The 20193-nt window shown below is 67.1% G+C and carries 20 protein-coding genes and 1 pseudogene; 8 read left to right on the top strand and 13 right to left on the bottom strand.

What is annotated here, in order from left to right:
• Positions 1–360: 360 nt before the first annotated feature.
• The 3 genes and pseudogenes from ACH0CP_RS17205 to ACH0CP_RS17195 all read left to right on the top strand — a co-directional run bounded on the left by ACH0CP_RS17205 (position 361) and on the right by ACH0CP_RS17195 (position 2173).
• On the top strand, positions 361–981 hold the full coding sequence (locus tag ACH0CP_RS17205; protein WP_286880781.1) for a PAS domain-containing protein: 621 nt from the start codon (positions 361–363) through the stop codon (positions 979–981).
• A gap of 273 nt (positions 982–1254) precedes the next feature.
• Positions 1255–1808: pseudogene (locus ACH0CP_RS17200) on the top strand (HWE histidine kinase domain-containing protein).
• Positions 1805–2173: a response regulator gene (locus ACH0CP_RS17195; RefSeq protein ID WP_066780660.1), complete on the top strand. Its 369-nt coding sequence runs from the start codon at positions 1805–1807 to the stop codon at positions 2171–2173. Before ACH0CP_RS17200 ends, ACH0CP_RS17195 begins: the two are co-directional and overlap by 4 nt.
• A gap of 371 nt (positions 2174–2544) precedes the next feature.
• On the opposite strand, the gene ACH0CP_RS17190 is transcribed toward ACH0CP_RS17195, so the two are convergent.
• The 4 genes from ACH0CP_RS17190 to ACH0CP_RS17175 all read right to left on the bottom strand — a co-directional run bounded on the left by ACH0CP_RS17190 (position 2545) and on the right by ACH0CP_RS17175 (position 6741).
• Positions 2545–3219, bottom strand: coding sequence for a sigma-70 family RNA polymerase sigma factor (locus ACH0CP_RS17190; RefSeq protein WP_231023664.1), 675 nt, complete (start codon positions 3217–3219; stop codon positions 2545–2547).
• 180 nt (positions 3220–3399) lie between these two features.
• The gene (locus tag ACH0CP_RS17185) at positions 3400–4995 is read right to left on the bottom strand and encodes an AarF/ABC1/UbiB kinase family protein (RefSeq protein WP_085811333.1); all 1596 of its coding nucleotides are present in this window, start codon (positions 4993–4995) and stop codon (positions 3400–3402) included.
• Positions 4995–5672, bottom strand: coding sequence for a TetR/AcrR family transcriptional regulator (locus tag ACH0CP_RS17180; protein WP_231023661.1), 678 nt, complete (start codon positions 5670–5672; stop codon positions 4995–4997). The genes ACH0CP_RS17185 and ACH0CP_RS17180 overlap by 1 nt, the downstream gene beginning before the upstream one ends.
• 124 nt (positions 5673–5796) lie before the next feature.
• Positions 5797–6741 (bottom strand): MlaD family protein, encoded by a 945-nt coding sequence (locus tag ACH0CP_RS17175; RefSeq protein WP_046408735.1) that lies wholly within the window; start codon positions 6739–6741, stop codon positions 5797–5799.
• Between the two features lie 125 nt (positions 6742–6866).
• Between ACH0CP_RS17175 and ACH0CP_RS17170 the strand changes: the two genes are divergently transcribed.
• Positions 6867–7268 (top strand): PaaI family thioesterase, encoded by a 402-nt coding sequence (locus tag ACH0CP_RS17170; RefSeq protein WP_210358935.1) that lies wholly within the window; start codon positions 6867–6869, stop codon positions 7266–7268.
• On the top strand, positions 7265–7696 hold the full coding sequence (locus ACH0CP_RS17165) for a PaaI family thioesterase (RefSeq protein WP_052742494.1): 432 nt from the start codon (positions 7265–7267) through the stop codon (positions 7694–7696). The genes ACH0CP_RS17170 and ACH0CP_RS17165 overlap by 4 nt, the downstream gene beginning before the upstream one ends.
• Positions 7697–7701: 5 nt before the next feature.
• On the opposite strand, the gene ACH0CP_RS17160 is transcribed toward ACH0CP_RS17165, so the two are convergent.
• The 9 genes from ACH0CP_RS17160 to ACH0CP_RS17120 are packed head-to-tail and all read right to left on the bottom strand — an operon-like array spanning position 7702 to position 17826.
• Positions 7702–8673 carry an alpha/beta fold hydrolase gene (locus ACH0CP_RS17160; protein ID WP_046408737.1) on the bottom strand — a complete coding sequence of 324 codons (972 nt, stop codon included), beginning with the start codon at positions 8671–8673 and terminating at the stop codon, positions 7702–7704.
• A complete protein-coding gene (locus tag ACH0CP_RS17155) occupies positions 8670–10274 on the bottom strand; it encodes an NAD(P)/FAD-dependent oxidoreductase (protein ID WP_046408738.1) in 1605 nt (534 codons plus the stop codon). The genes ACH0CP_RS17160 and ACH0CP_RS17155 overlap by 4 nt, the downstream gene beginning before the upstream one ends.
• The gene (locus ACH0CP_RS17150; RefSeq protein ID WP_046408739.1) at positions 10271–11884 is read right to left on the bottom strand and encodes an acyl-CoA synthetase; all 1614 of its coding nucleotides are present in this window, start codon (positions 11882–11884) and stop codon (positions 10271–10273) included. Before ACH0CP_RS17150 ends, ACH0CP_RS17155 begins: the two co-directional genes overlap by 4 nt.
• A gap of 17 nt (positions 11885–11901) precedes the next feature.
• Positions 11902–12996, bottom strand: a complete 1095-nt coding sequence (locus tag ACH0CP_RS17145) for an acyl-CoA dehydrogenase family protein (protein WP_066781966.1) — start codon at positions 12994–12996, stop codon at positions 11902–11904.
• Complete coding sequence (locus tag ACH0CP_RS17140; RefSeq protein ID WP_066781967.1) at positions 12997–14217, bottom strand: acyl-CoA dehydrogenase family protein; 1221 nt, start codon at positions 14215–14217, stop codon at positions 12997–12999.
• Positions 14218–14221: 4 nt separating this feature from the next.
• Positions 14222–14680 carry a Zn-ribbon domain-containing OB-fold protein gene (locus ACH0CP_RS17135; RefSeq protein WP_046408743.1) on the bottom strand — a complete coding sequence of 153 codons (459 nt, stop codon included), beginning with the start codon at positions 14678–14680 and terminating at the stop codon, positions 14222–14224.
• A complete protein-coding gene (locus ACH0CP_RS17130; RefSeq protein WP_046408744.1) occupies positions 14677–15849 on the bottom strand; it encodes a thiolase C-terminal domain-containing protein in 1173 nt (390 codons plus the stop codon). Before ACH0CP_RS17130 ends, ACH0CP_RS17135 begins: the two co-directional genes overlap by 4 nt.
• A gap of 29 nt (positions 15850–15878) precedes the next feature.
• The gene (locus ACH0CP_RS17125; protein WP_046408745.1) at positions 15879–17015 is read right to left on the bottom strand and encodes a nitronate monooxygenase family protein; all 1137 of its coding nucleotides are present in this window, start codon (positions 17013–17015) and stop codon (positions 15879–15881) included.
• Positions 17016–17061: 46 nt separating this feature from the next.
• Complete coding sequence (locus ACH0CP_RS17120; protein ID WP_046408746.1) at positions 17062–17826, bottom strand: FadR/GntR family transcriptional regulator; 765 nt, start codon at positions 17824–17826, stop codon at positions 17062–17064.
• A gap of 126 nt (positions 17827–17952) precedes the next feature.
• Here ACH0CP_RS17120 and ACH0CP_RS17115 point away from each other — a divergent pair, with 126 nt between their 5' ends.
• The 3 genes from ACH0CP_RS17115 to ACH0CP_RS17105 are packed head-to-tail and all read left to right on the top strand — an operon-like array spanning position 17953 to position 20043.
• Positions 17953–18762: an enoyl-CoA hydratase-related protein gene (locus ACH0CP_RS17115; protein ID WP_046408802.1), complete on the top strand. Its 810-nt coding sequence runs from the start codon at positions 17953–17955 to the stop codon at positions 18760–18762.
• A 1-nt stretch (position 18763) separates the two neighbouring features.
• Entirely contained in the window at positions 18764–19213 is a 450-nt protein-coding gene (locus ACH0CP_RS17110) for a PaaI family thioesterase (RefSeq protein ID WP_046408747.1), read from the top strand.
• A complete protein-coding gene (locus ACH0CP_RS17105) occupies positions 19210–20043 on the top strand; it encodes an NUDIX hydrolase (RefSeq protein WP_406889254.1) in 834 nt (277 codons plus the stop codon). The genes ACH0CP_RS17110 and ACH0CP_RS17105 overlap by 4 nt, the downstream gene beginning before the upstream one ends.
• The last annotated feature ends 150 nt before the right edge of the window (positions 20044–20193 follow it).

The following is a 20193-nucleotide window of genomic DNA, read 5'->3' as shown; positions in this document are numbered from 1 at the left end:
TGATCGCGACCGCGGCGAGGGCAGGTAAGTGCCCGCAGCGGAACAGAAATCCGCCAGTCTGATAATATACATTATGTAAAGTCGAGGGAATTTTCCTGAGGCTTTCTTTGTTCCCGATCCCTCTGAATGAGGATGCGTTACCTCACACTCCGCTATATCCTGGCTCTGTCTGCATCGCGGACAAGAACGGATGCATCGGCGCGCGTTCACGCTTTAACTATGATTTGGTTCCGGCGCTTCCCTCAAGTTTTGGGTTCGCCTAAACTGGAAGCAGGCCGTGCAGTGGTTAGCCCGTTGAGATCACCGGACGAGCCATCCCGAATGAACGCCTCTCTCGCCATCAGCATGCCCGAGTTGAACATGGCCGAGCGCACCCGGGCGTTCGCATGGGACCGCACGCCCCTGGGTCCGCGCAGCACTTGGCCGGCGGCCCTTCGCATCTCGGTCGATGCCATGCTTGCCTCGCTCCATCCCATGTGCCTGATCTGGGGGTCGGAGCGCATCCTGCTCTACAACGACGGTTATGCCCCCATCCTGGGCAGCCGGCACCCCGACGCGCTTGGTTACCCGACCGCGGAGGTATGGCCCGAACTATGGCCTGACCTGGAGCCGCTGATCGAGGGGGTGTTCCGGGGCGAAAGCGTCGCCTTCCGGGATCAGCCGCTCACCATGACCCGCAACGGGTTCACGGAGGAGACGTGGTACGACTTCGCCTACTCGCCCGTCTGGGACGACGAAGGCGAGGTCGCGGGCCTGATGAACATCACCTCCGACAGCACCGCGCGCGTGAAGGCGAAGCGCGAGCGCGACGCCGCGACCGCCGAGGCGCAGGAAGCGGCGGTGTTCATGCGCAGCGTGCTGGCCGCCTCGACCGACTGCATCAAGGTCGTGGAGCTGGACGGCACGCTCTCCTTCATGAGCGAAGGCGGCATGAAGACGATGGAGGTCAGCGACTTCAACGCCGTCGCCGGATGCCCCTGACCGAACTTCCTCAAGGAAGGCGGACCCGCCTACGCGAAGGAGGCGATCGAGGCAGCCAAGCGGGGCGAAACCACGCACTTCGAGGCGCCGGCCGATACCTACCTCGGCACCGCCAAGCATTGGTCCATCTCGGTATCGCCCATTCCCGGGCTGGATGGGGAGACCGCCCGCATCCTGTCGGTGTCGCGCGACCACACCGCCCTGGAGCAGGTGCGCCAGCAGCAGCAGCTCCTCAATGGCGAGCTGGCGCACCGCATCAAGAACATCCTGACAATGGTGCAGTCGATCGCCAGCCAGACGATGCGCGACGCGCCCTCGCCGGAGGAGGCATCGGCCGACTTCGCTCCCGCCTCGCCTCCTTGGGGCGTGCGACCGACGTGCTGACCGCATCGTCATGGCAGGAGGCTGGGCTGCACGAGGTGCTGGATGCCGGCCTGACGGCGGTCGCCGGGCAACGCGACCGGATAAAGATGGAAGGCCCGCGCATCCGGTTGAACTCCCAAGCCGCTCTGGCGTTGACCTTGGCCCTGCATGAATTGGCGACCAACGCCACCAAGTATGGAGCGTTGAGCAACGAGACGGGCACGGTGATGATCCAGTGGCAAGTGAGGGATGAGGAAGGTGGCCCCCACTTCTCCTTCCTCTGGCAGGAGCAGGGCGGTCCGCCGGTGTCGGCGCCGACCCGCCGGGGGTTCGGCTCCCGCATGATCGAACGCTCGCTACGTGGCTATTTCCGGGGCGATACCACGTTGAGCTACCCGGTATCTAGCGCCGAGTTCCGGATCGAAGCGCCGCTGGCAGGTGCCGGCGAGGCGATCGGCGCATGACCATCGAGCAAGCCGAGCGGGCGCGAGCCATCCTGATCATGGAGGACGAGGCGTTCATCCGCTACGACCTTGTGGACTTCTTCGAGGATCGCGGCTTCGAGGCCGAGAATGCCGACCAGGCGATTGCGCTGCTGGAAGCGAACGCCACGATCTGGATCGTGCTAACCGACGTTGCCATGCCCGGATCGATGGATGGCATGAAGCTCGGCCACTATGTCCGCGACCGCTATCCCCCGACATTGCTGGTGGTGGTGTCCGGCATCGTGAAGGTGCACCCGTCCGAGCTGCCGACGCGGGCGGCGTTCATTCCCAAGCCTTTCGATTTACGATCGATCCTACGCACGATCGACCGTTTAGCGGCGTAATGGAAAGTGAAGGGGCTTGCTGCTGCCTCCATGGCGACAGCGTCCGTGGATATTCCTGGCGCATCCATTCGGTTATGACACCAACCAAGCGGCGGTGGTTCTCCGAGAATGATGCGTTTCTGCGGCTCGTTTCCGGCGAGCAGCTTCACAGGCGTATTTTGGTAGTTTGGAGGAAATGGCGCTTGCACACCAAGCTGAACCCGCAGGTGCCTTCCTGCGCTATCGGGTCATCCCTGCTCGTTGAAAGATGCTCTCGATGCTGCGGGTCAAGGCGCCTGGCCACTGTTTGCTCGATATTGCCAACTCCACGACGATCTCCGGCCAATGTGCCAAGATTGGGGTACGCATTGGGATCGAGCGAGCCGACCGCTTCAGGCTGCCAGACAGCGATCGGCCGCGCGCTTCGTCCGCCAGCTTTGCAGCAGTTCGATCTGTCTCGTGTGCACCTCGTCGATAGATGGCGGCTCGGCCTGACAGATCGCATCGTCCGCAATGATCTGAGGTTCTGATCCGGAAGCCTCATCGCGGCTCGCGTGATCCATGAGTGCGCGCAGCATCTGCCGCCCCCTTACCACGCGGCTCTTGATTGTGCCGACAGGAACCTGCTCGATCGTGGCCGCTTCTTCGTAGCTCAAGCCCTCGATTCCAACGAATTGAATGCACCGCTGCTGCTCGGGCGTCAGGCGTGGCCACAGGCGGCGAACATCGCTCAACGTCACGACCGACTCCTGGTTTGACGCCACCGGAACGTCGTTGAGTTCGGCAGTCTCGCCCACTTGTACCGTGCGTCGACGACGTACATGCGACAGAAACGAATTGCGAAGAATACGGAAGGTCCACGCCTTCATGTTCGTACCGGCTTCAAATGATGCGCGGCTGCGCCACGCCTTCAGCACGGTTTCCTGAACAAGATCCTGTGCAGCATCAGGATTTCTGGCTAGCGATCGTGCATAGCTTGCCAGCATGGGCATCAGGTTGCTCAATGCAGCGCCGAAATCAGCCCAGTCCTCGGCAAGTGGATGTTGTTCGTAGTCCGGCTGTTCCACACGCAAGGCCCTCGTTCGATCTAACCAGGGTGCGGTTTATACACCAGCCGGTTTACTTATAGAGAACACCCCCTCCCCCTGGATTGTTCCGTCGTTCACAGATGAAGCTCGAGGGGCGGTCTCAGCGCGCGCTAGACGGAAGGCAGAAACCGTGAATCCGTCACATCGGGCGATGGCAGGTCAGCGCCTCCGCCTGCTCGCGAACCAGGCCCAGCTTGCGGGCAATACCGCTGACGCCATCAATATCGTGCCGACAACATCATGGTCACGCTGAAGGATCGCGCCGGCGACCAGCATTCCGGCAGACAGGACGTTGGGATCGGCGCGCCGGAGCGAGGCCGGGGGTGAGACTGCGCGTTTGTGCAACTCGATCGGCAGCGCGCCCGACCGTGCGACACGCTCCGCGAAGGTCACCAAATCGGGGGATACCGCGGCCAGCCGGCCAAGGCTTGTCGCCAGCCGCCGTCCGCCCCGCTTGAGTCCGGCCGGGCCGATCCGCTCGCGCAGAAGTTCGCGCGCGATCGGCGCGGCGCGCGCGGCGATGTCGAAGCCGGGATCGAGCCGTCGCACGAACCCTTCGGCGATCAACAGGGTGCGCAGCAGCAGGGCGAGATCGGGCGGCAGCGCCAGCCGGTAGGTTCGCAGCAGCGCGAATACACGGCCGAAGATGTCGGCTAGCTCGATCTGCTGGAGTACCGCCCCGCGGAATCGCCCAGTGAGCGCGTCGAGGTCGCGGGCCAGCGCCTGACGATCGACATCGGTTTCGCCGGACCATTGCAGCAGCACGTCCGTGACCGACCGCGTATCCTCGCTTGCGATCGCAAGGATGAGCGTGACGACCTCGTTCCTCCGGGCGGGGCTGAGCACGCCGACCGCGCCGAAGTCGATGAACGCGAGCGAGCGATCGGCAAGGACAAAGACGTTGCCGGGATGGGGGTCCGCGTGGAACCGGCCGTTGAAGATGATCATCCGCAGCACGGCATCCGCGTAGCGGCCGGCGACCTCCACGCCCCCCTCCTGCGCCCCGTCGATAATCTCGCGGACTGGCACGCCGTTGAGCCGCTCCTGCACGTTGATCCGGCGCCCGACCTGATCCCAGTAGAAGGCGGGCGTGCGGACGCCGAGCGGCTGCAGGAAGGCCCCGATGCTCTCGCAGGCTGCCGCTTCGGCACTGAGGTCCATTTCCTGCGACAGACTCTCCGCGAAAAACCGGAGCAGGTCGTCAGGTTTGAGGCGCCGTATCTCCGGCGAGTGCCTCGCGGCAAGCCGCGCGATGCGGCGGAGCAGCCGAAGGTCGGCATCGACTCGTTCCGCGATCCCCGGCCGGCGTATCTTGACTACGACTTCGGTTCCGTCGCGAAGGGTGGCGGCATGAACCTGCGCGATCGACGCCGCGGCGATCGGGTCGCGGCCGAAGCTCGCAAACACGTCCTCGATCGGGGAGCCGAGCGCGGCCAGGATCGTCGGCTCCAGCGCCTCGAACGGCAGCGGTGTCACGCGATCCTGCAGCGTTGCCAGCGCACGCACCCATTCCGGCCCTAGCAGGTCTTCACGGGTCGCGAGCACCTGCCCCAGCTTCACCGCGACAGGTCCAAGGTCCCGCAGCAGCGCGACGACCCGCTCGGGCGTACAGACGTCTGCCGGCTGCTCCGAGCGACCTGGCAGCAGACCCAGGCGAGCGGCCAAGCCGTTCAGCCCGTGGCGGCCCATGATCTGGATGAGTTCGGCAAGGCGCGCGCGCTCACCGAGTTGAGGCTCGTCGTCGTTGACGAGCATCACATGGTCCCTTTGTCGACGTGCCGCGGACGGCAGCCGTCGAGAAACAGATCAATCACGCGCAAGATACGTTCGCGAGCTGCATCGTCGTACGCGGGAGGAGACAGCCCGAGCGCCGCGCGGCGCATGGGCGCGACGACGACGAGCGTGACGAACTGCTCGGCAGCGAACACCGGGTCCGCCAGCGACAGCTCGCCCTTGGCATCGGCATGGGCGAGGATGGAGGCCACCCATTGGACAGCCCGCTGATAGCCGAAGTCGTGGATGTTCGCCGCGAGCGCAGGAAAACGCACCGCTTGGGCAATGACGACGCGTTCCATCGAGGCGATCCGAGGCGTCAGGAGCCACTCGAGCAGGCGATCGGCGATGACGCGAAGGCGCGATGCAATGTCGGGTTCGTCGCTGCCGGAGGGTTCGAGCGCGCGCAGCTGCGTATCGATCTCGTCCAGGATGACAGCCTCGAACACGCGAGCCTTGCTGCCGAACCGCGCGTACAGGGTTCGCTTGGAGATGCGCGCCTGTTCGGCGATCATGTCGGCACTGGCGCCGTCGAAACCGTGCTGGAAAAACAGCTCGCGGGCGCTCTTGAGGATATGCGAAGTCAGTCGGAGCGCGTCCTCGGTCGTCGGTCTGCCCATCTTCCCTGGGCGCCGGCTCTTCTTCTCGTCATCGCTCAATCTCGTTCTCCTGGAGCGAGGGTAGCGCGATCCGGACCCGTTGACGAGGATCACGCCGGGACGGTCGGTTCCTCGCCTGCCAGCCCGCTCTCCGACCAGAGTTGTCCTATCGTGTCGCGGTCGATCACTGCCGCGACCCCGGCTTGTAGGTCGGGAGGGACGGTGCACCCACACCCAGCCCTTCCTGATCGAGGCGAACGGCCGTATCTCTGACAGCGCCTGCCTTCTTCCTTGCTGAACGAACGGTTTCACGCAGTTGGGCCTCTTTCACGGTCGCGCTGCGGATCGTGGGTCGAACAGCCTCGACGCGAGCCGTGAGACGCACGGCTCCGCCACGGGCATTCAGCAACGCACGGTTCGCCCTGGCGAGGACGGTTGCGCGGCTTTCTACCACAGCGCTCCCCAACCGTTCGGCGCTTTCGCCGGATCGCTGCAAGGCGTCCCCCAGGGCCACGACACGCCCGCGGGCGCCGGTAAGCGCGTCAGATGCCGCTCCAGCCTTGTCTGCCCAGCCTGCGGAACTCTCCGCGAGCGCCGCCAGCCGATCGCTGGCCCGCTGCTGTTGGGCGGCATCGAGGTTGCGCGACACGGAGTCGACTGTCCGGCTGATCTTGTCCACGAGCGCGACTGGATCCCCTCCCCCGCCAAGAAGCCCACCCTCCTTGGCGGGGATGATGGGAAGCTCACCGACCCTCGTCGCGACGATCGGGGATGCACCGGACTTTGCGCCGTCGAGACTGATGTTGGCCGTCCCTGCCAGTGCGGATCGCGCGATCGTTGCCTTGACACCTGTGACGATGGGGGTTCCCGGTTCGAGGCTGATGGTGACGAGAACCGCTGAGGGATCAGCTCCGTCAAACCGTATGGACGTGACATGGCCCGCCGGGACGCCCGAGAACGTCACTGGTGATCCCTTTTCCAGGCCGGCGACGCTCCCGGTGAAACGGATGAGATACGGGTTTCCGTCTCCACTTCGCGCATCGAAAAGCCAAAGGGTGAAGACGAGAAGCGTGCTCAGCAGAAGGCCGGTGACCGCGAGCACAAGGAATTTGTTGGATCGCGTTTCCATCGCAGGATGCAGACGTTAAGGCGAAGAAGTTTGTAAGTAAACCGTACCGTTTTCCTGTGCTTGGCTTGTGGACGCGGCGGGGAACAGGAATCGTCTGGGCAGGGAGGGGTTTTATGGTTGGAGACTTGAGCTTGCGACCGGGCGACATACCGTGGGGCAATCGGCTGGGCCTTGAGCTCGTTTCGATCGGCGACGGGCTCAGTTCGCTCCGGGTCGATTGGCACGCGGAGCTGGCGGACGAGGAGGAGGCGCTCGCGACCGGTGTGTTGACGAGCCTCATCGATCAGGCCTGCGGCGTTGCCGTGATGTCTCGATTGGGCAGACGGCTGGCGATCTCCACCCTTAACCTGAAGGTGGACCATGTGCGATCCGCCGAGGCGAGATGCCCCGCGACGGCGTGGGCTCACTGCTACGACGCGACCGAGCACCGTGCGTTCGTACGCGCCGAAGTCTGGGATACAGATCCGTCTCACCTGATCGCGACTGCCCAAGGCGTCTTTTCGATCAATCGGGCTGTCGCCCCATGAACGAAGGCGCGATCGGGGCCAGTACCGGGCGGAACGGCTTTGCGAAGCTACTCGGTACCATGATGACGCAAAGCGGTGAAACGTTCACGCTGATCCCCACGGAGGAGCTTGTCGGGAATCCCATTCTGCCCGCCTTGCATGGAGGCGCGATCGCGTCCTTTCTTGAGCTGGCCGCACAGCTTGCTCTCTCCCGCACACTCTCGCCAGGGCAGTCCTGCCGGCTGATCAGCATGAACCTTCAATTTCTCGCCCCGGTCAGACTGGGCGCAGTCAGCACGACGCCGACGCTGGTGCGCGTAGGGCGTCGTGTCGCAGTGGTGCATGCCGAAGGCGTCGAGCGAAACGGAACCGGAAAACTGTGCCTTGCGCAGCTGGAATTCGCCGTCGGACAATCCTCCGGAGACGAGGATCACACCCGACATTCCTGATTGGTTCAGCGGGCCGATCTCCAGAGAGCAAGGATGCTTCTGAGCGCCGTCGCGAAGGCGAGCGGCTCATCCAGCATCAGGTGATGGCGCGCGTTGGGCACCGCGACGATCGGGATCGCGCCGGCTCCCAGTTCGCGCAGATATGCCGCGGAATCCCTGCCGAAGAGCGCGCTGTGCTCGCCGTAGATGATTGCCAGCCGACCGGGCGCCGCGGCGACACGGCGACCCATCGTCATCCATTCGTCCGCCGAGTTGCCGCGCGCGAACACCGCGGGCGAGAACTTCCACGTCCACGCGTCCCCGTCCCGCCGGAGCGAATGATAGGCCATGTAGTCCATCAGGAACGGCTCACCCGCGGGCTGTGGCGGCGCGAGCACGTAGCGCGCGCGTGCGGTCGGGTAATCGGGATACCGGCTGGCGGGCTTGTTCGGGTCGCCCGAGCCGGGGCTGCCGCGTCCGCCACGCCAGTAGGCGGCAAGCGCCTCCGGCCGCATGATCATCAGGTCGCAGATGATCGCGCCCGCGAACCGTTCGGCCGCGATCGTCATCGCGGTCACCGCGACCCCCGCGCCGAAGCTGTGGCCGATGATCACGGGCGGCGCAGCACCGTCGAACAGCCCGGTCGCCTCCGCCACCGCGATCATCTCGCGCCCGCGGCCGTCACCATCGATCCCCACGCGCGCGTCGCTGTCGCCCATGCCCGCAAGATCATAGGCGACCACATGGTAGTCCGCGGCGAGCAACGGCGCGATAAACGCCCAGCAGCGCGCATGGGCAAGAAAGCCGTGCGCCATGAGCACGCCCGGCTTTGCGCGGTCGCCCCAGCGCAGGTAGTGGATCTGCGCGCCCTCTACGGTGACGAAGCCTTCTTCCCGCGGAACGGCCAGCGCATCGACGAACCAGTCCGGCAGGTGCGACCCGTCCTCGGCCCATATCGGGTCGATGTCCGACGATCCGGTAGCCTCGGCGGCGCTCATGCCGACAGCCGGAAACCGCTATAGCCCGCCTCGGCGACCGCATCGCAGATCTCGGCATAGCCGACCACAGACGGATAGTTGAGTAGCTGACGCGGTTTGCCTGGGATGTTCGCTCCCATGTACCAGGAATCGGCCCTGGGAAAGAGCGTCATGGCGGCGATCTCGTCGATGTGGCGCGCCCATGCCGCGTGCGCGTCCGGCTCGGCCTCGAAGCGGGACCACCCGCCCGTGCGCAGATGCTCGAGGAACCGGACGACCCAGTCACCCTGCACCTCCGCGGCAGTCGGACCATTGGAGAAGCCGGACGGGCTCTGCGGGCCGTAGAGGAACACCATGTTAGGGAAGCCCGAAACCGCGTAGCCGAGATGCGTGCGTGCGCCTTCGCCCCACGCGTGCGCCAGCGTCGCCCCGCCGCGCCCGCGAATGTCCATCTGCATCAGCCCTCCCGTCACTGCGTCGAAACCGGTCGCGAGCACCAGGACGTCGTGTCGGCGCTCACCGACGCTCGTGGCTATGCCGTCGGGCAGGATCCGTTCGATCGGCTCTTCCCGCAGGTCGACGAGTTCGACGTTCGGCTGGTTGAAGATGTCGTAATAAGTCTGCTCGAGCGACGGCCGCTTGACCCCGAACGGATGCGGCGGGTCGCTGGGTGCGAGCTTCTCCTGCAACGCTGGGTCGGTGATCCGCTCGCGCACCTTGTCTCGCCAGAAATCGTAGGCCAGCCGGTTGGCGCGCTCGTCCACCAGGATGTCGGCGTAGTTGCCGACCCAATAGTGGAAGCCGCCCGCCGCCCACAGCCGCTCGAACGCCGCGGTGCGCTCCTCGCTTGACACCTCGAGCGCGGACTGGTCGAGCCGCAGGATCTCGAACCCGCCGCTGCTCAGTCGGCGTTGACGGAAGATCTCGGGGTAACCGGGCTTGGCCTGCTCCTGCTCAGCCGCGGTCAATGGGCGCTGGCGCATCGGCAGAGCCAGTATAGGTGTGCGCTGGTAGATCGTCAGCTGCGCAGCCTCGCGTGCCGCCTCCTGAGCGACCTGCACACCGCTCGCGCCGGTCCCGATGATCGCGACGCGCTTGCCGCCAAAGTCGATGCCCTCCTGCGGCCAGTGGGCGGTGTGGTGGGCCGGGCCGGCAAAGCTGTCGAGTCCCGAAAGTGACGGGATGTACGCCTTGGCCGCAAAGCCGGTACACGGTAGCAGATAGCGGGTGGTCAGCCGCTCTCCATCGGCGAGTTCCACTCGCCAGAAGCCGGCATGTTCGTCGAACACGGCGGAGCGCATCCTGACGCCGAGCGTCATTGCAGGCCAGAGGTCGAGAACGTCGCAGGCATGTCGGAAATAGCGACGCAACTCGCGCCAGCCTGGGAAGCGTTCCGACCAGGTCCAGTCGCGCCACACCCGCTCGTCCGAGAACTCGTAGATCGGAACATGCGAATCGACTCGCGCGCCAGGGTAGCAGTTCCAGTACCAGATGCCGCCCGGCTCCGCCGCCGCATCCACCAGCCGAACGTTGAAGCCGTTCTCGCGCAACTTCCCGAGCAGGTAGATCCCGCTGAAGCCCGCGCCGATCACCAGCGCGTCGATGTCGGGCACGCCCGTCATCGCGCAGCGACTGCCGCGACGGCGATGTCGGTCGCCGCCTTGTAATCCGCCTTGCCGTTCGGCGCGCGCAGCGGTCGGTCCGTGACGACGATCGCTTTGGGCGTCTTGTAGCCGGCGAGCGCGGCGCGCACGTGAGCGCGCACCGCCGCCTCGTCTACTGTCGCCCCCGGTGCGGCATGGACCACCGCCGTCACCGCCTGGCCCCATTTCTCGTCGGGCACGCCGACCACAAGCGCGTCCGCGACCGCTGGATGCGTCTTCAGCACCTCCTCCACCTCTTCCGGATAGACCTTCTCACCCGCCGTGTTGATGCACACGCTGCCGCGCCCGAGCAGCGTCAGCGTCCCGTCCGCGGCGACGGTGCACCAGTCGCCAGGCATCGAGTAACGGACGCCGTTGATGGTGCGGAACGTCTTCGCGCTTTTCTCCGGATCCTTGTAGTAGCCGATCGGGATCGCGCCCTTACGCGCGATGAAACCGGGCGTGCCGCTGCCCGGCACGACCGGCCGGTCATGCTCGTCGAACACGTCGCACAGCCCGCCGATGGTGAAGCGTGCGGTCGCCGTCTCGCCCGCCGCGCTGGTGACCGACAGGCCGAACCCCAGCCCTTCCGACGCGCCGAAGCTGTCCATCAGCACGACTTGCGGGATGTGCCGGATCAACCCAGCCTTCACCTCGCGGCTCCACATCACCCCGGATGAAACGATCGTGACGAGGCTGGACGTGTCGTAGCGCCCGGGCGCGGCATCCAGCGCGGCCAGCATCGGCTTGGCGAAGGCGTCGCCGACGATCGCGATCGATTCGACGCGGTCGCGATCGACCGACCGCCACAGCTCGTCGGCATCGAACGATTCACCGCCGAGCGTCACGATGCAGCCGCCGCTCATCAGCGTGCCGATGGACGTGATGAAGCCGGTGCCGTGCATCATCGGGCAGGCGGGCATCGTACGCCGGCCCGGTCCGTCGCGCGCGGTCAGCGCCGCGGTTTCTGCAAGGTCGGCGGGCGTCGGCCCCATCAGCCGCTGCGCGTCGAGTTGCGCCTCGCGCATGTCGGTGTGCCGCCACATCACGCCCTTCGGCATCCCCGTCGTGCCGCCGGTGTAGATGAACAACTCGTCGTCGGGCGAGCGCGCGATGCCGAGCGGCGCGCCGTCGCCCTCCCGCGCGAGCGCCTCGTAGGGCAGCGCGAACGAGGCGCGCTCCGCCTCAGGACCGATCTCCACGAAGGTATGCACCTTGCCGAGCCGGCCGTGCAGCTCCTCGATGCAGGCGCGGAACTCGGCGCTGTAGACCACGACCTCGCTGTCGCTGTCGTCGAAGATGTAGAACACCTCGTCGGGCCGATAGCGGTAGTTGATGTTGACGTGGGTCAGGCGTCCCTTGAAGCACGCCGCCATCAGCTCGCCGTATTCGGGCCGGTTGCGCATATAGAAGGCGACCTTGGCGCCCGGTCCCGCGCCCCGCGCACGCAGCGCCCGCGCGATGTTGTTTGAACGGCGCGCCATCTCGGGCCAGGTGATGACCCGGTCGCCGTGGATCAGCGCGGGGGCGTCGTGGGGCATTACGGGCTCGATCGCGTCGAGGATGTCGCCCAGGTTCCACTGCGTCATGCCTGCTGCTCCTCGTCTCAGGCGGCGCGTTTGCCCCAGCCCTGCAGCGCGGCCGCCTCCGCGCGCACGATCTCCGGCCCGCCGAGCAACTGCCGGTCGAAGCCGATGCGCTTGAACCAGTAATGGAGGCCGAGCAGGTCGGTGAACCCCATCCCGCCGTGGACCTCCGTGGCGGTACGCGCGACGAATCGGCCCACCTCCCCGGTGTGAGACTTGGCATGACATGCCATCAGCAAAGCCTCATCCGGGACCGCGTCGAACGCATGCGCCGCGTACCAGACGAGCGATCGGCACGGCTCCAGCCGCGCCGCCATCTCGGCGCACATGTGCTTGACCGCCTGGAAGCTGCCGATGACGCGCCCGAACTGCTCGCGCTCCCCGGCATAATCGACCGCCCGCGCGATCATCACGTCGCCCGCGCCCACGCTGTCCGCCGCGAGCAGCACGCGGCCCGCGGCGACAAGCCGGTTGGCGGTCCCGCCGTCGTCCTCGCCGAGCGGCTCGGCCGCGACGCCGTCGAGCCGCAACTCTCCCACCGACCGCGTGAGGTCGATCGTGGACAGCGGAAGGCGTTCGAGCCCGTCCGCCTCGCCGGCGACCAGATGCAATTGGCCGCCCTGGTCGGCGATGACAAAGGCATCGGCGTCGGCGCTGTCGAGCACGAACAGCGCGGAGCCGCTGAGCGTGCCGTCCGCGGCCGTGACGCCGCCGCCGTCGCGACGGTTGACGACCTCGGTCAGCCCGACGCCGAAGCGCGCGCTGCCGTCGGCAATGCGCGGCAGCCAGCGCGCCTGCTGCGCCGGCGTGCCGGCAAGCCGCAGCGCAAGCGGGGCGAGGACGCAGCGCGCCACGAACGGCACCGGCGCCACCGCTGCGCCGAGCGCCTCCGCCACTACTAAGGCATCGAGCAGGCCCAGGCCGAGGCCGCCGTGCTCCTCGGGCACCATGATGCCGGAAAGGCCAAGCTCGGACAGCGCCGCCACCACCGCCGCACTGACGGCATGGCCGCCCTCCGCGACCTCGCGGACGTGATCGAGCGGGCAATGTTCGCGCAGCAGCCGATCGACCGCGTCGCGCAGCATCCGCTGCTCGGGGGAAAGACCGAAATCCATCTATGCCGCCCCCGCCTTGGGTGCGCGCGCGTGCTCCAGCTTCGGCTCGCGCGGCATGCCGAGCCCCCGCTCGGCGATGATGTTCTTCTGGATCTGCGCGGTGCCGCCGCCGATGATGAGGCCGAGCTGGAACATGTAGTTCCACTGCCAGCTTCCGCCCGCCCGCTCGCGCCGGCTGCCGCCGTACAGCAGGCCGAGCTCCCCCATGGCGTCGATCGCCAGCGCCGAGATCTGGTGCGCCAGTTCGCACGACTGGAGCTTGACGATCAGCTTGGCGAGGCCGCCGGGTTCGCCCTTCAGCGAATTGGACAGCAGCCGCAGGCCGTTGAACTTCATCGCCGCGACTTCGGCCTGCAGCGCCACCAGCCGGTCGCACAATGCCGCGTTGTCGATCGCGCGCACGCCGTCGATCCGTTCATCGTGCATCAGCTGCACGAGCGCGGCGAGGCGATTCTCCAGCGCCGCCGGGTCGCCCAGCATGCCACGCTCGTAACCGAGCGTGGCGTTGGCCACCATCCAGCCCTGCCCGCGCTGGCCGACGATCTGGTCCACGGGCACGCGCACGTCGGTGAAGAAGGTTTCGTTGAACTCGGCGTGGCCCGTCATCGTGCGCAGCGGGCGCACCTCGATCCCGGGTGTTTTCATGGAGAAGATGAGGTAGCTGATCCCCGCATGCTTGGGCGCGTCCGCTTCCGTCCGCACGAGGCAGAAGATCATGTCCGCCTGATGCGCGGTGCTGGTCCAGATCTTCTGCCCGTTGATGACGAACTCGCCGTTCTCCTCGCGCGCGCTGGTGCGCAGCGCCGCCAGATCAGAGCCCGCGCCCGGTTCCGAATACCCCTGGCACCAGACGATCTCGCCGCGCAGCGTCGGCGCGATCCAGCGGCGCTTCTGCTCCTCCGTGCCGAGCTCGAGCAGCGTCGGAACGAGCATCGAGATGCCCTGGTTCGACAGCCCGCCCGGCACGCCCGCCGCGGCGAACTCCTCGGCGATGATGCGCGAGGTGAGGATGTCGGGTTCGGCGCCGAAGCCGCCATATTCGCGCGGAATGGTGCGCGCGGTGTAGCCGTGTTCGAGCAGCAGCTGCTGCCACGCGACCGCGTCCGCCCCGGCGCGCTGCGCCGCGCCGGGCGCGGCCGGGGCACGGTGGCGGTTCTCGGCGATGAACGCGCGCAGCTCATCGCGGAACGCCTCGTATTCCGGGCCGTAACTCAGGTCCATCGGTTCACGCTCCTGCAGCTGGTGTGAAGACGGGCAGCCGAAACCCGTCGCCGATCGTTTCGAAGGCCAGCGCCACCGGCATGTCGAGCGCGAGCGTGGCAGGGTCGGCGCCGGTCAGCCGGGTCGCCATGCGGACGCCCTCGTCCAGCTCGACCACCGCCGCTACATACGGCACGTCGGCCGCGAAGGCGGGGTGAAGCGCCTGGTGCGTCACCGTCCAGGAAAACAGCCGCCCGCGCCCGCTGCTCGGCTCCCAGGCGAACGACGGCGAGCCGCAGCGCGCGCACATGTAGCGGGGCAGGTGGCGCCACGTCCGGCACTCGCCGCACCGTTGGAAATGGAGCGTGCCGCCCTGGCAGCGCTGCCAGAACTCCTGCTCTACCGGATCCTGCGGGTGCGGCAACGGCTTGGGCGGCGAGACGGCGGGTGCCCGCAGCTTGGGCGCAATGTCGTCGTCGTTCATGCGAACCTCCGCAGGATGGCGATGCTGCCGTCGCCCAGGTCGCCCCAGCCGGTGACGAGCCCCGTCTGTGCTCCCGGCACCTGGCGCTCGCCGCAGTCGTGCCGCAGCTGGCGCACGGCCTCGACGACGTGGTTGAGCCCCCACACGTGCGCCTCGCTCAGCAGCCCGCCATGGGTGTTGAGCGGAAAGCGCCCGCCGAGCTCGATCTGCCCGTCACGCACGAAGTCGAGCGCGCCGCCCGGCTCGCAATAGCCCATCGCCTCCAGCTGGAGCAGCACGACGTAGGTGAAGCAGTCGTAGACCTGGAGGAAATCCATCTCCTCGCGGCGCACACCGGCCATTTCGAAGGCCTTGGGCGCGGCGTAGCTCAGCCCGATCTTGAACGGATCCGGGCGCGAGGGGATATCGTCCGCGGGATAGGGATGCCCCTCGGCGGCGCCTGCGATTGTGACGGGCACATGCGGCATGTCGCGCGCGCGGTCGGTGCGCGAGACGACGACCGCGCACGCGCCGTCGGTCTCGAGGCAGCAGTCGTAGAGCCGGAACGGCTCCGACACCATCCGGGCGTCGTGGTAGGTTTCCCAGTCGAGCGGCCGGCCGTAGGTGAACGCCTTCGGATTGAGTTGCGCATGCCGTCGGCACGCCATCGCCACCGCCCCCATGGCTTCCGGACCGACGCCGTGGAGCTGCGAATGCCGGGTCGCCAGCCAGGCATACATCTGCACCGGCAGGAACACGCCATAGGGCATGTAATACCCGCGGATCGTGTTGGTCAGCGTGTTCATGTTCATCGGCCGCGTGGGCGGAGCGCCCGGCTTGGGCCGCAGCGCGGAGAAGCCGTTCCAGCCGAGCGTGACGAGCACGTGGTCGCACAGCCCCGCCGCGATCGCGATCGCCGCATGCTGGAGCGCGGTCGTCGGACTCGCGCCGCCCATGTGGACGGTCGCGGCGTAGCGCAGCACGTCGTTGCCGAGGTTCGCCGCCAGTTCCTCCGACGTGGTGTAGATGGGCGGCGGCACCATGCCGTCGATGTCGGACGGGCGCAGCCCCGCGTCCGCGATCGCGCGCCGCGACGCCTCCAGCATCATGTCCACCGCGGTGCGCTCGGTGCCCTTGACGTAATCGGTTTCCCCGACGCCGGTGATCGCCGCCTTGTCCGAGAAGGTCATATCTGTCCCTCCTGTACCAGCCGCGACCCTCAGCGGAGGCCCGCCGCGCGGCCGAGCGCGCGCTCGGCATCGGCGACGAGGTCGCGCATCACCTCGGCGGCGGGGCGCACGGCGTGGATCAGCCCCATGCCCTGCCCGGCGAAGCCCGGGATGATGTCCTTGCGCTTCGCACGGATGCCCGACGCCATCACCGGACCGGCGATCATCGACTGGTATGGCATCGGCAGCGGCTCCTTGCCCGCCGCCACCCAGGCGTCGGCCCACTTGCTGCGGATCATGCGGGCAGGCTTGCCCGTGATCGAGCGGCTTACCACGGTATCGGCATCGCCGCTGTCGACGATCGCTTCCTTCTGGAAGTCCTCGATCCCTGCCTCCTCCGTCGCAAGGAACGCGGTGCCGACCCAGGCGCCCTCGGCGCCCAGCATGAAGGCCGCGGCCACACCGCGCCCGTCGGAGATGCCGCCAGCGCCGAGCACCGGCACCCGGTCCCCCACGGCATCGACGACCTGCGGGATGAGCGAGATGGTGCCGATCGGCGAATTATGCCCGCCGCCGTCGTGCCCCTGCGCCACGATCACGTCGATGCCCGACTCCACCACCTGCAGCGCGTGCTTCACCTTGCCGACGACCGCCATGACGACCGTGCCGTTGGCGTGGAGTCGATCCATCCACGGCCCCGGATTGCCGAGCCCCGCCGCGTAGACGGGCACCTTCTCCTCGACGACGACCTCCATCTGGGCCTCGAAGAACTCCTTGGAGAACAGCGCCGCGCCGCCGTTTGCCGCACCCTCCGTGACGGCGCGGCCGGAATCACGCGCGACGATCTCCAGCCCCTCGCGCTCCATGAAGTCGCGCGTGAACGCCTGATAGTCGGCGAGCACCGCGCGCGGGTCCGCCGGCGCGGCCCCGGTTTGCGGCGCCGAGCCGCGCCGCACCGAGGCGGGCAGGAGCGTGTCGACGCCGAACGGCTTGTCGGTCAGCGCGCGCGTTTCGCGGATCCACGCGCGGAGCTGCTCGGGTGAGCACGCTGCCGCGCCGAGCACGCCCAGCCCGCCCGCGTTGGACACCGCCGCCGCCAGTCGCGGGACGCTTGCCCCGCCCATGCCGGCCAGGACGATCGGATAGTCGATGCCGAGCATCCCGCAGATTCGGCTGTTCAGGGCCATTGTCCGTCTCTCCCACATCGTTCTCGTTGCTGATCTACTCCGGCGGCTACGCCTCGAACGCCTGGGTCCAGCGCACCTTCTGATCCATCAGGTCGGGGCTGCGCCGCCCGAGATACTCCGCCGATCCCTCGACGAGCCGTTCCATCTCGCGCCGCGCCGTGACCGCGTCGCGCAGCCGCACCGCATGGACGACGCGCGCGAGGCGACGAACCTGGTTCTCGCGCTCGTGCTCGGAATAGCCGAGCTGGCGCGAAAGGTCGCGGGTCAGCAGATGCAGCGCGGACGTGAGCAACCCGAACAGCGGATTGCCGCTCGCCCATGCCAGAAGGTCGTGGAAGCGCCGGTTGGTTTCCTCGAACAGCATCGATTCCACCTGCTGCTCGAGATCGGCGAAGCAGCTTGCCAGCGCCATCAGATCCGCCGCCGTTGCGCGCCGGGCAGCGTGAGAGGCCGCCCGCGGGGCCAGCGCCTCGCGCAGCTCGATCAGCGCGCGCAGGTCGGTGCCGACGAAGTGCAGTACGAGCGCAAGCGAACTCGTGAAATCGCCAATCTGCGGCCGCGCGACCACCGGCCCGCCGCCTCGACCGGGCTGCAGGTGGAGCACGCCCTGCAGTTCCAGAAAACGCAGCGCCTCACGCAATGTGGCGCGGGCGACTTCGTACCGCGCGAGCATGTCGTGCTCCGGAGGCAGCCGGTCGCCGACCTGGCGTGCGTCGGCCTCGATGTCGTGCACGATCGCCTGCGCCACGCGAAGCGCGCGCTTGCCCCTTGCGAACGAGAGCGCCTCGCCCTGCTCATCCACGTCCGGCATCAATGAATCCTTATCATGGTTTTATGTTGCTCCACTGCTTTATCTTTGTCCAGCGGCAAATTGCTGCCGTCGCCGGCTTGCAAGGCTATTAAAAGGGTATAATGTTAAAGCGCGGGAGGGGAATTGATGACCGACAACGCAGCCTGGATGGAAACCGATGGATATATCGCCATCATCCATCTCAACCGACCCGCGGCGCGCAACGCGCTTGATCCGCAGATGCTGGTGGAACTGGCCGACTGCTGGAGCAGGGTGCGCGACGCCGCCGAGATCCGCGTCGCGGTCGTGACCGGCACCGGCGACGCCTTCTGCTCGGGTGCCGACCTCGGCCGCCTTATCCCGCTCGTCAGCGGCGGGCGACCGCCGGAGGACGAGTGGGATCGCCGCGTGCTCGCTGACCGCGATATTCTCGGCACCGCGCTGCTGCGCACATTTGACGTCGTCAAGCCGGTGATCGCCGCCATCAACGGGCATGCGATCGCAGGCGGCATGGAACTGGTCCAGGGTACAGATCTCAGGATCGCATCGAGCGCCGCGCGCTTCGGCGTGCAGGAGGTCAAATGGGCGATCTTCCCGGGCGGGGGATCGACGGTGCGACTGCCGCGCCAGCTTCCCTTTGCGCGCGCGATGGAATTGCTGCTCACCGGCGATCTGATCGATGCCGGAACCGCGCTCGACTATGGCTTCCTCAACCGCGTCGTTGCGCCGGAGGAGGTGCTGCCTGCGGCGCTCGACTTCGCGCGACGGATCGCCGCCAACGGCCCGATCGCGGTGCAGGCGATCCGCGCGTCGGCGCGCGCCTGTATCGGGCGGCCGGAGAGCGAAGGCATGAACCTCGAGTCGGGCTTCGCCGCGCCGGTGTTCCGAACTGAAGACGCGCGCGAAGGTCCGCGCGCCTTCATGGAAAAGCGTACACCCGTTTTCAAGGGACGTTGAGATGGTTGACGAGGCATCCTCGGGTATCGCGAACGGGCTGGCGGGCGCCGCATTGCAAGGCGCGCTCTCGATCGCGCCGTTCCACGCCTGGCTCGGGCTTCGCGTCGAGGACGTGACAGACGGTGTCCTTCACCTCAGCATGCCGTGGCGCGACGAGATCGTATCGAATCCGCGGATCCCGTCCGTGCATGGCGGCGTGCTCGCCAGCCTGATCGATCTCGCCGGCATGTATGTCCTGCTGACGAGGACGCGTGCGGTCAGCGCCACCGCGTCGCTCCACGTCGATTATCACCGTCCGGCAAGCGGCGGCCCGCTTCACATCCACGCGCGCGTCGTGAAGATAGGACGGACGCTGTCGGTCGCGGACAGCGAGGTGCGCTCGCCCGACGACGTGCTGCTCGCCAGCGGTCGCGGTTCGTATCTCATGCGGGACGGCGGCATCGCGACATGACCGTGCAGAGAATAGGAGAGATCATGAGCATCGAGACCGCGTCGGCGGACGCCAGGCGCACTCCGGCCGAGCCGCGACCGGCCGGCACCATCCTGCTGCTGCGGGATGTGCCCGAATATCAGGTGCTCATGGTGCGACGACACCACCAGATCGATTTCGCCTCGGGAGCGCTGGTGTTCCCGGGAGGCAAGATGCACCCCGGTGACGACGATCCGCGCTGGCGCGATCACGTAACCGGGTGGGACGAAATCGACGCGACCCAGCGCGCGCTGCGCATCGGCGCCATCCGCGAGGCGTTCGAGGAAGCGGGGATCCTGCTGGCCAACTATCCCGACGGCCGCGGCTTCTCCAGTGTATGCGACGCCGAGGCCCGCCGGAAGGTCGATACCGGGGAACTCGCCTTCCTCGATGTCGTCGCCGGATTGGGGGTGAAGCTCTCGCTGACCGCCCTGACCGTTTTCGCCCGCTGGATCACTCCAGAAATGATGCCGAAGCGGTTCGACACCTGGTTCTACGCTGCCCCCGCTCCGGCCGACCAGGTCGCGATCTGCGACGGACATGAAACGGTCGATGCCGAGTGGATCGCGCCAGAGTCGGTCCTGGACCTCGCCCGAAGCGGCGCCCGAACCGTGATCTTCCCCACCTTGATGAACGTGAAGCTGCTGGCCGAGGCCGAGAGCGCAGCGGATTGCCTCGCCCGAGCGGAGGCACGTCCGCTGGTCACCGTGCTCCCGCAGATCGAGACACGGGACGGAGAGCGCGTTCTGACCATTCCGCTCGATGCTGGCTATGGTGAAGTCACACAGAGTTTGACTGAGCTCAGGGCCTGACATCCCAGGTTCCGACTATTGCAGAACCTCCCCATGCCGCTCTGGCAAAACAGAGCGGCCTTTTCTTGGGACTTTGGCCTGACACCTGGAAGTTGCCGAAGGCCGACGTTTCGCGTCGGCTGGCGCCCGGCCAGATCGAGATCAGGATCT

This window comes from Sphingomonas sp. 179-I 2A4 NHS (assembly GCF_045369135.1).
GTDB lineage: Bacteria > Pseudomonadota > Alphaproteobacteria > Sphingomonadales > Sphingomonadaceae > Sphingomonas.
Note: the sequence above shows the minus strand (reverse complement) of the source record. Positions and strands in the feature narration are given on the sequence as shown.

Bases quoted from the DNA above. Each gene is read 5' to 3' on its own strand.
- ACH0CP_RS17205 (WP_286880781.1), top strand. From the start codon at position 361: ATGGCCGAGCGCACCCGGGCGTTCGCATGGGACCGCACGCCCCTGGGT.
- ACH0CP_RS17195 (WP_066780660.1), top strand. From the start codon at position 1,805: ATGACCATCGAGCAAGCCGAGCGGGCGCGAGCCATCCTGATCATGGAG.
- ACH0CP_RS17185 (WP_085811333.1), bottom strand. From the start codon at position 4,995: ATGCTCGTCAACGACGACGAGCCTCAACTCGGTGAGCGCGCGCGCCTT.
- ACH0CP_RS17175 (WP_046408735.1), bottom strand. From the start codon at position 6,741: ATGGAAACGCGATCCAACAAATTCCTTGTGCTCGCGGTCACCGGCCTT.
- ACH0CP_RS17165 (WP_052742494.1), top strand. From the start codon at position 7,265: ATGAACGAAGGCGCGATCGGGGCCAGTACCGGGCGGAACGGCTTTGCG.
- ACH0CP_RS17160 (WP_046408737.1), bottom strand. From the start codon at position 8,673: ATGAGCGCCGCCGAGGCTACCGGATCGTCGGACATCGACCCGATATGG.
- ACH0CP_RS17155 (WP_046408738.1), bottom strand. From the start codon at position 10,274: ATGACGGGCGTGCCCGACATCGACGCGCTGGTGATCGGCGCGGGCTTC.
- ACH0CP_RS17150 (WP_046408739.1), bottom strand. From the start codon at position 11,884: ATGACGCAGTGGAACCTGGGCGACATCCTCGACGCGATCGAGCCCGTA.
- ACH0CP_RS17145 (WP_066781966.1), bottom strand. From the start codon at position 12,996: ATGGATTTCGGTCTTTCCCCCGAGCAGCGGATGCTGCGCGACGCGGTC.
- ACH0CP_RS17140 (WP_066781967.1), bottom strand. From the start codon at position 14,217: ATGGACCTGAGTTACGGCCCGGAATACGAGGCGTTCCGCGATGAGCTG.
- ACH0CP_RS17135 (WP_046408743.1), bottom strand. From the start codon at position 14,680: ATGAACGACGACGACATTGCGCCCAAGCTGCGGGCACCCGCCGTCTCG.
- ACH0CP_RS17130 (WP_046408744.1), bottom strand. From the start codon at position 15,849: ATGACCTTCTCGGACAAGGCGGCGATCACCGGCGTCGGGGAAACCGAT.
- ACH0CP_RS17125 (WP_046408745.1), bottom strand. From the start codon at position 17,015: ATGGCCCTGAACAGCCGAATCTGCGGGATGCTCGGCATCGACTATCCG.
- ACH0CP_RS17120 (WP_046408746.1), bottom strand. From the start codon at position 17,826: ATGCCGGACGTGGATGAGCAGGGCGAGGCGCTCTCGTTCGCAAGGGGC.
- ACH0CP_RS17115 (WP_046408802.1), top strand. From the start codon at position 17,953: ATGACCGACAACGCAGCCTGGATGGAAACCGATGGATATATCGCCATC.
- ACH0CP_RS17110 (WP_046408747.1), top strand. From the start codon at position 18,764: ATGGTTGACGAGGCATCCTCGGGTATCGCGAACGGGCTGGCGGGCGCC.
- ACH0CP_RS17105 (WP_406889254.1), top strand. From the start codon at position 19,210: ATGACCGTGCAGAGAATAGGAGAGATCATGAGCATCGAGACCGCGTCG.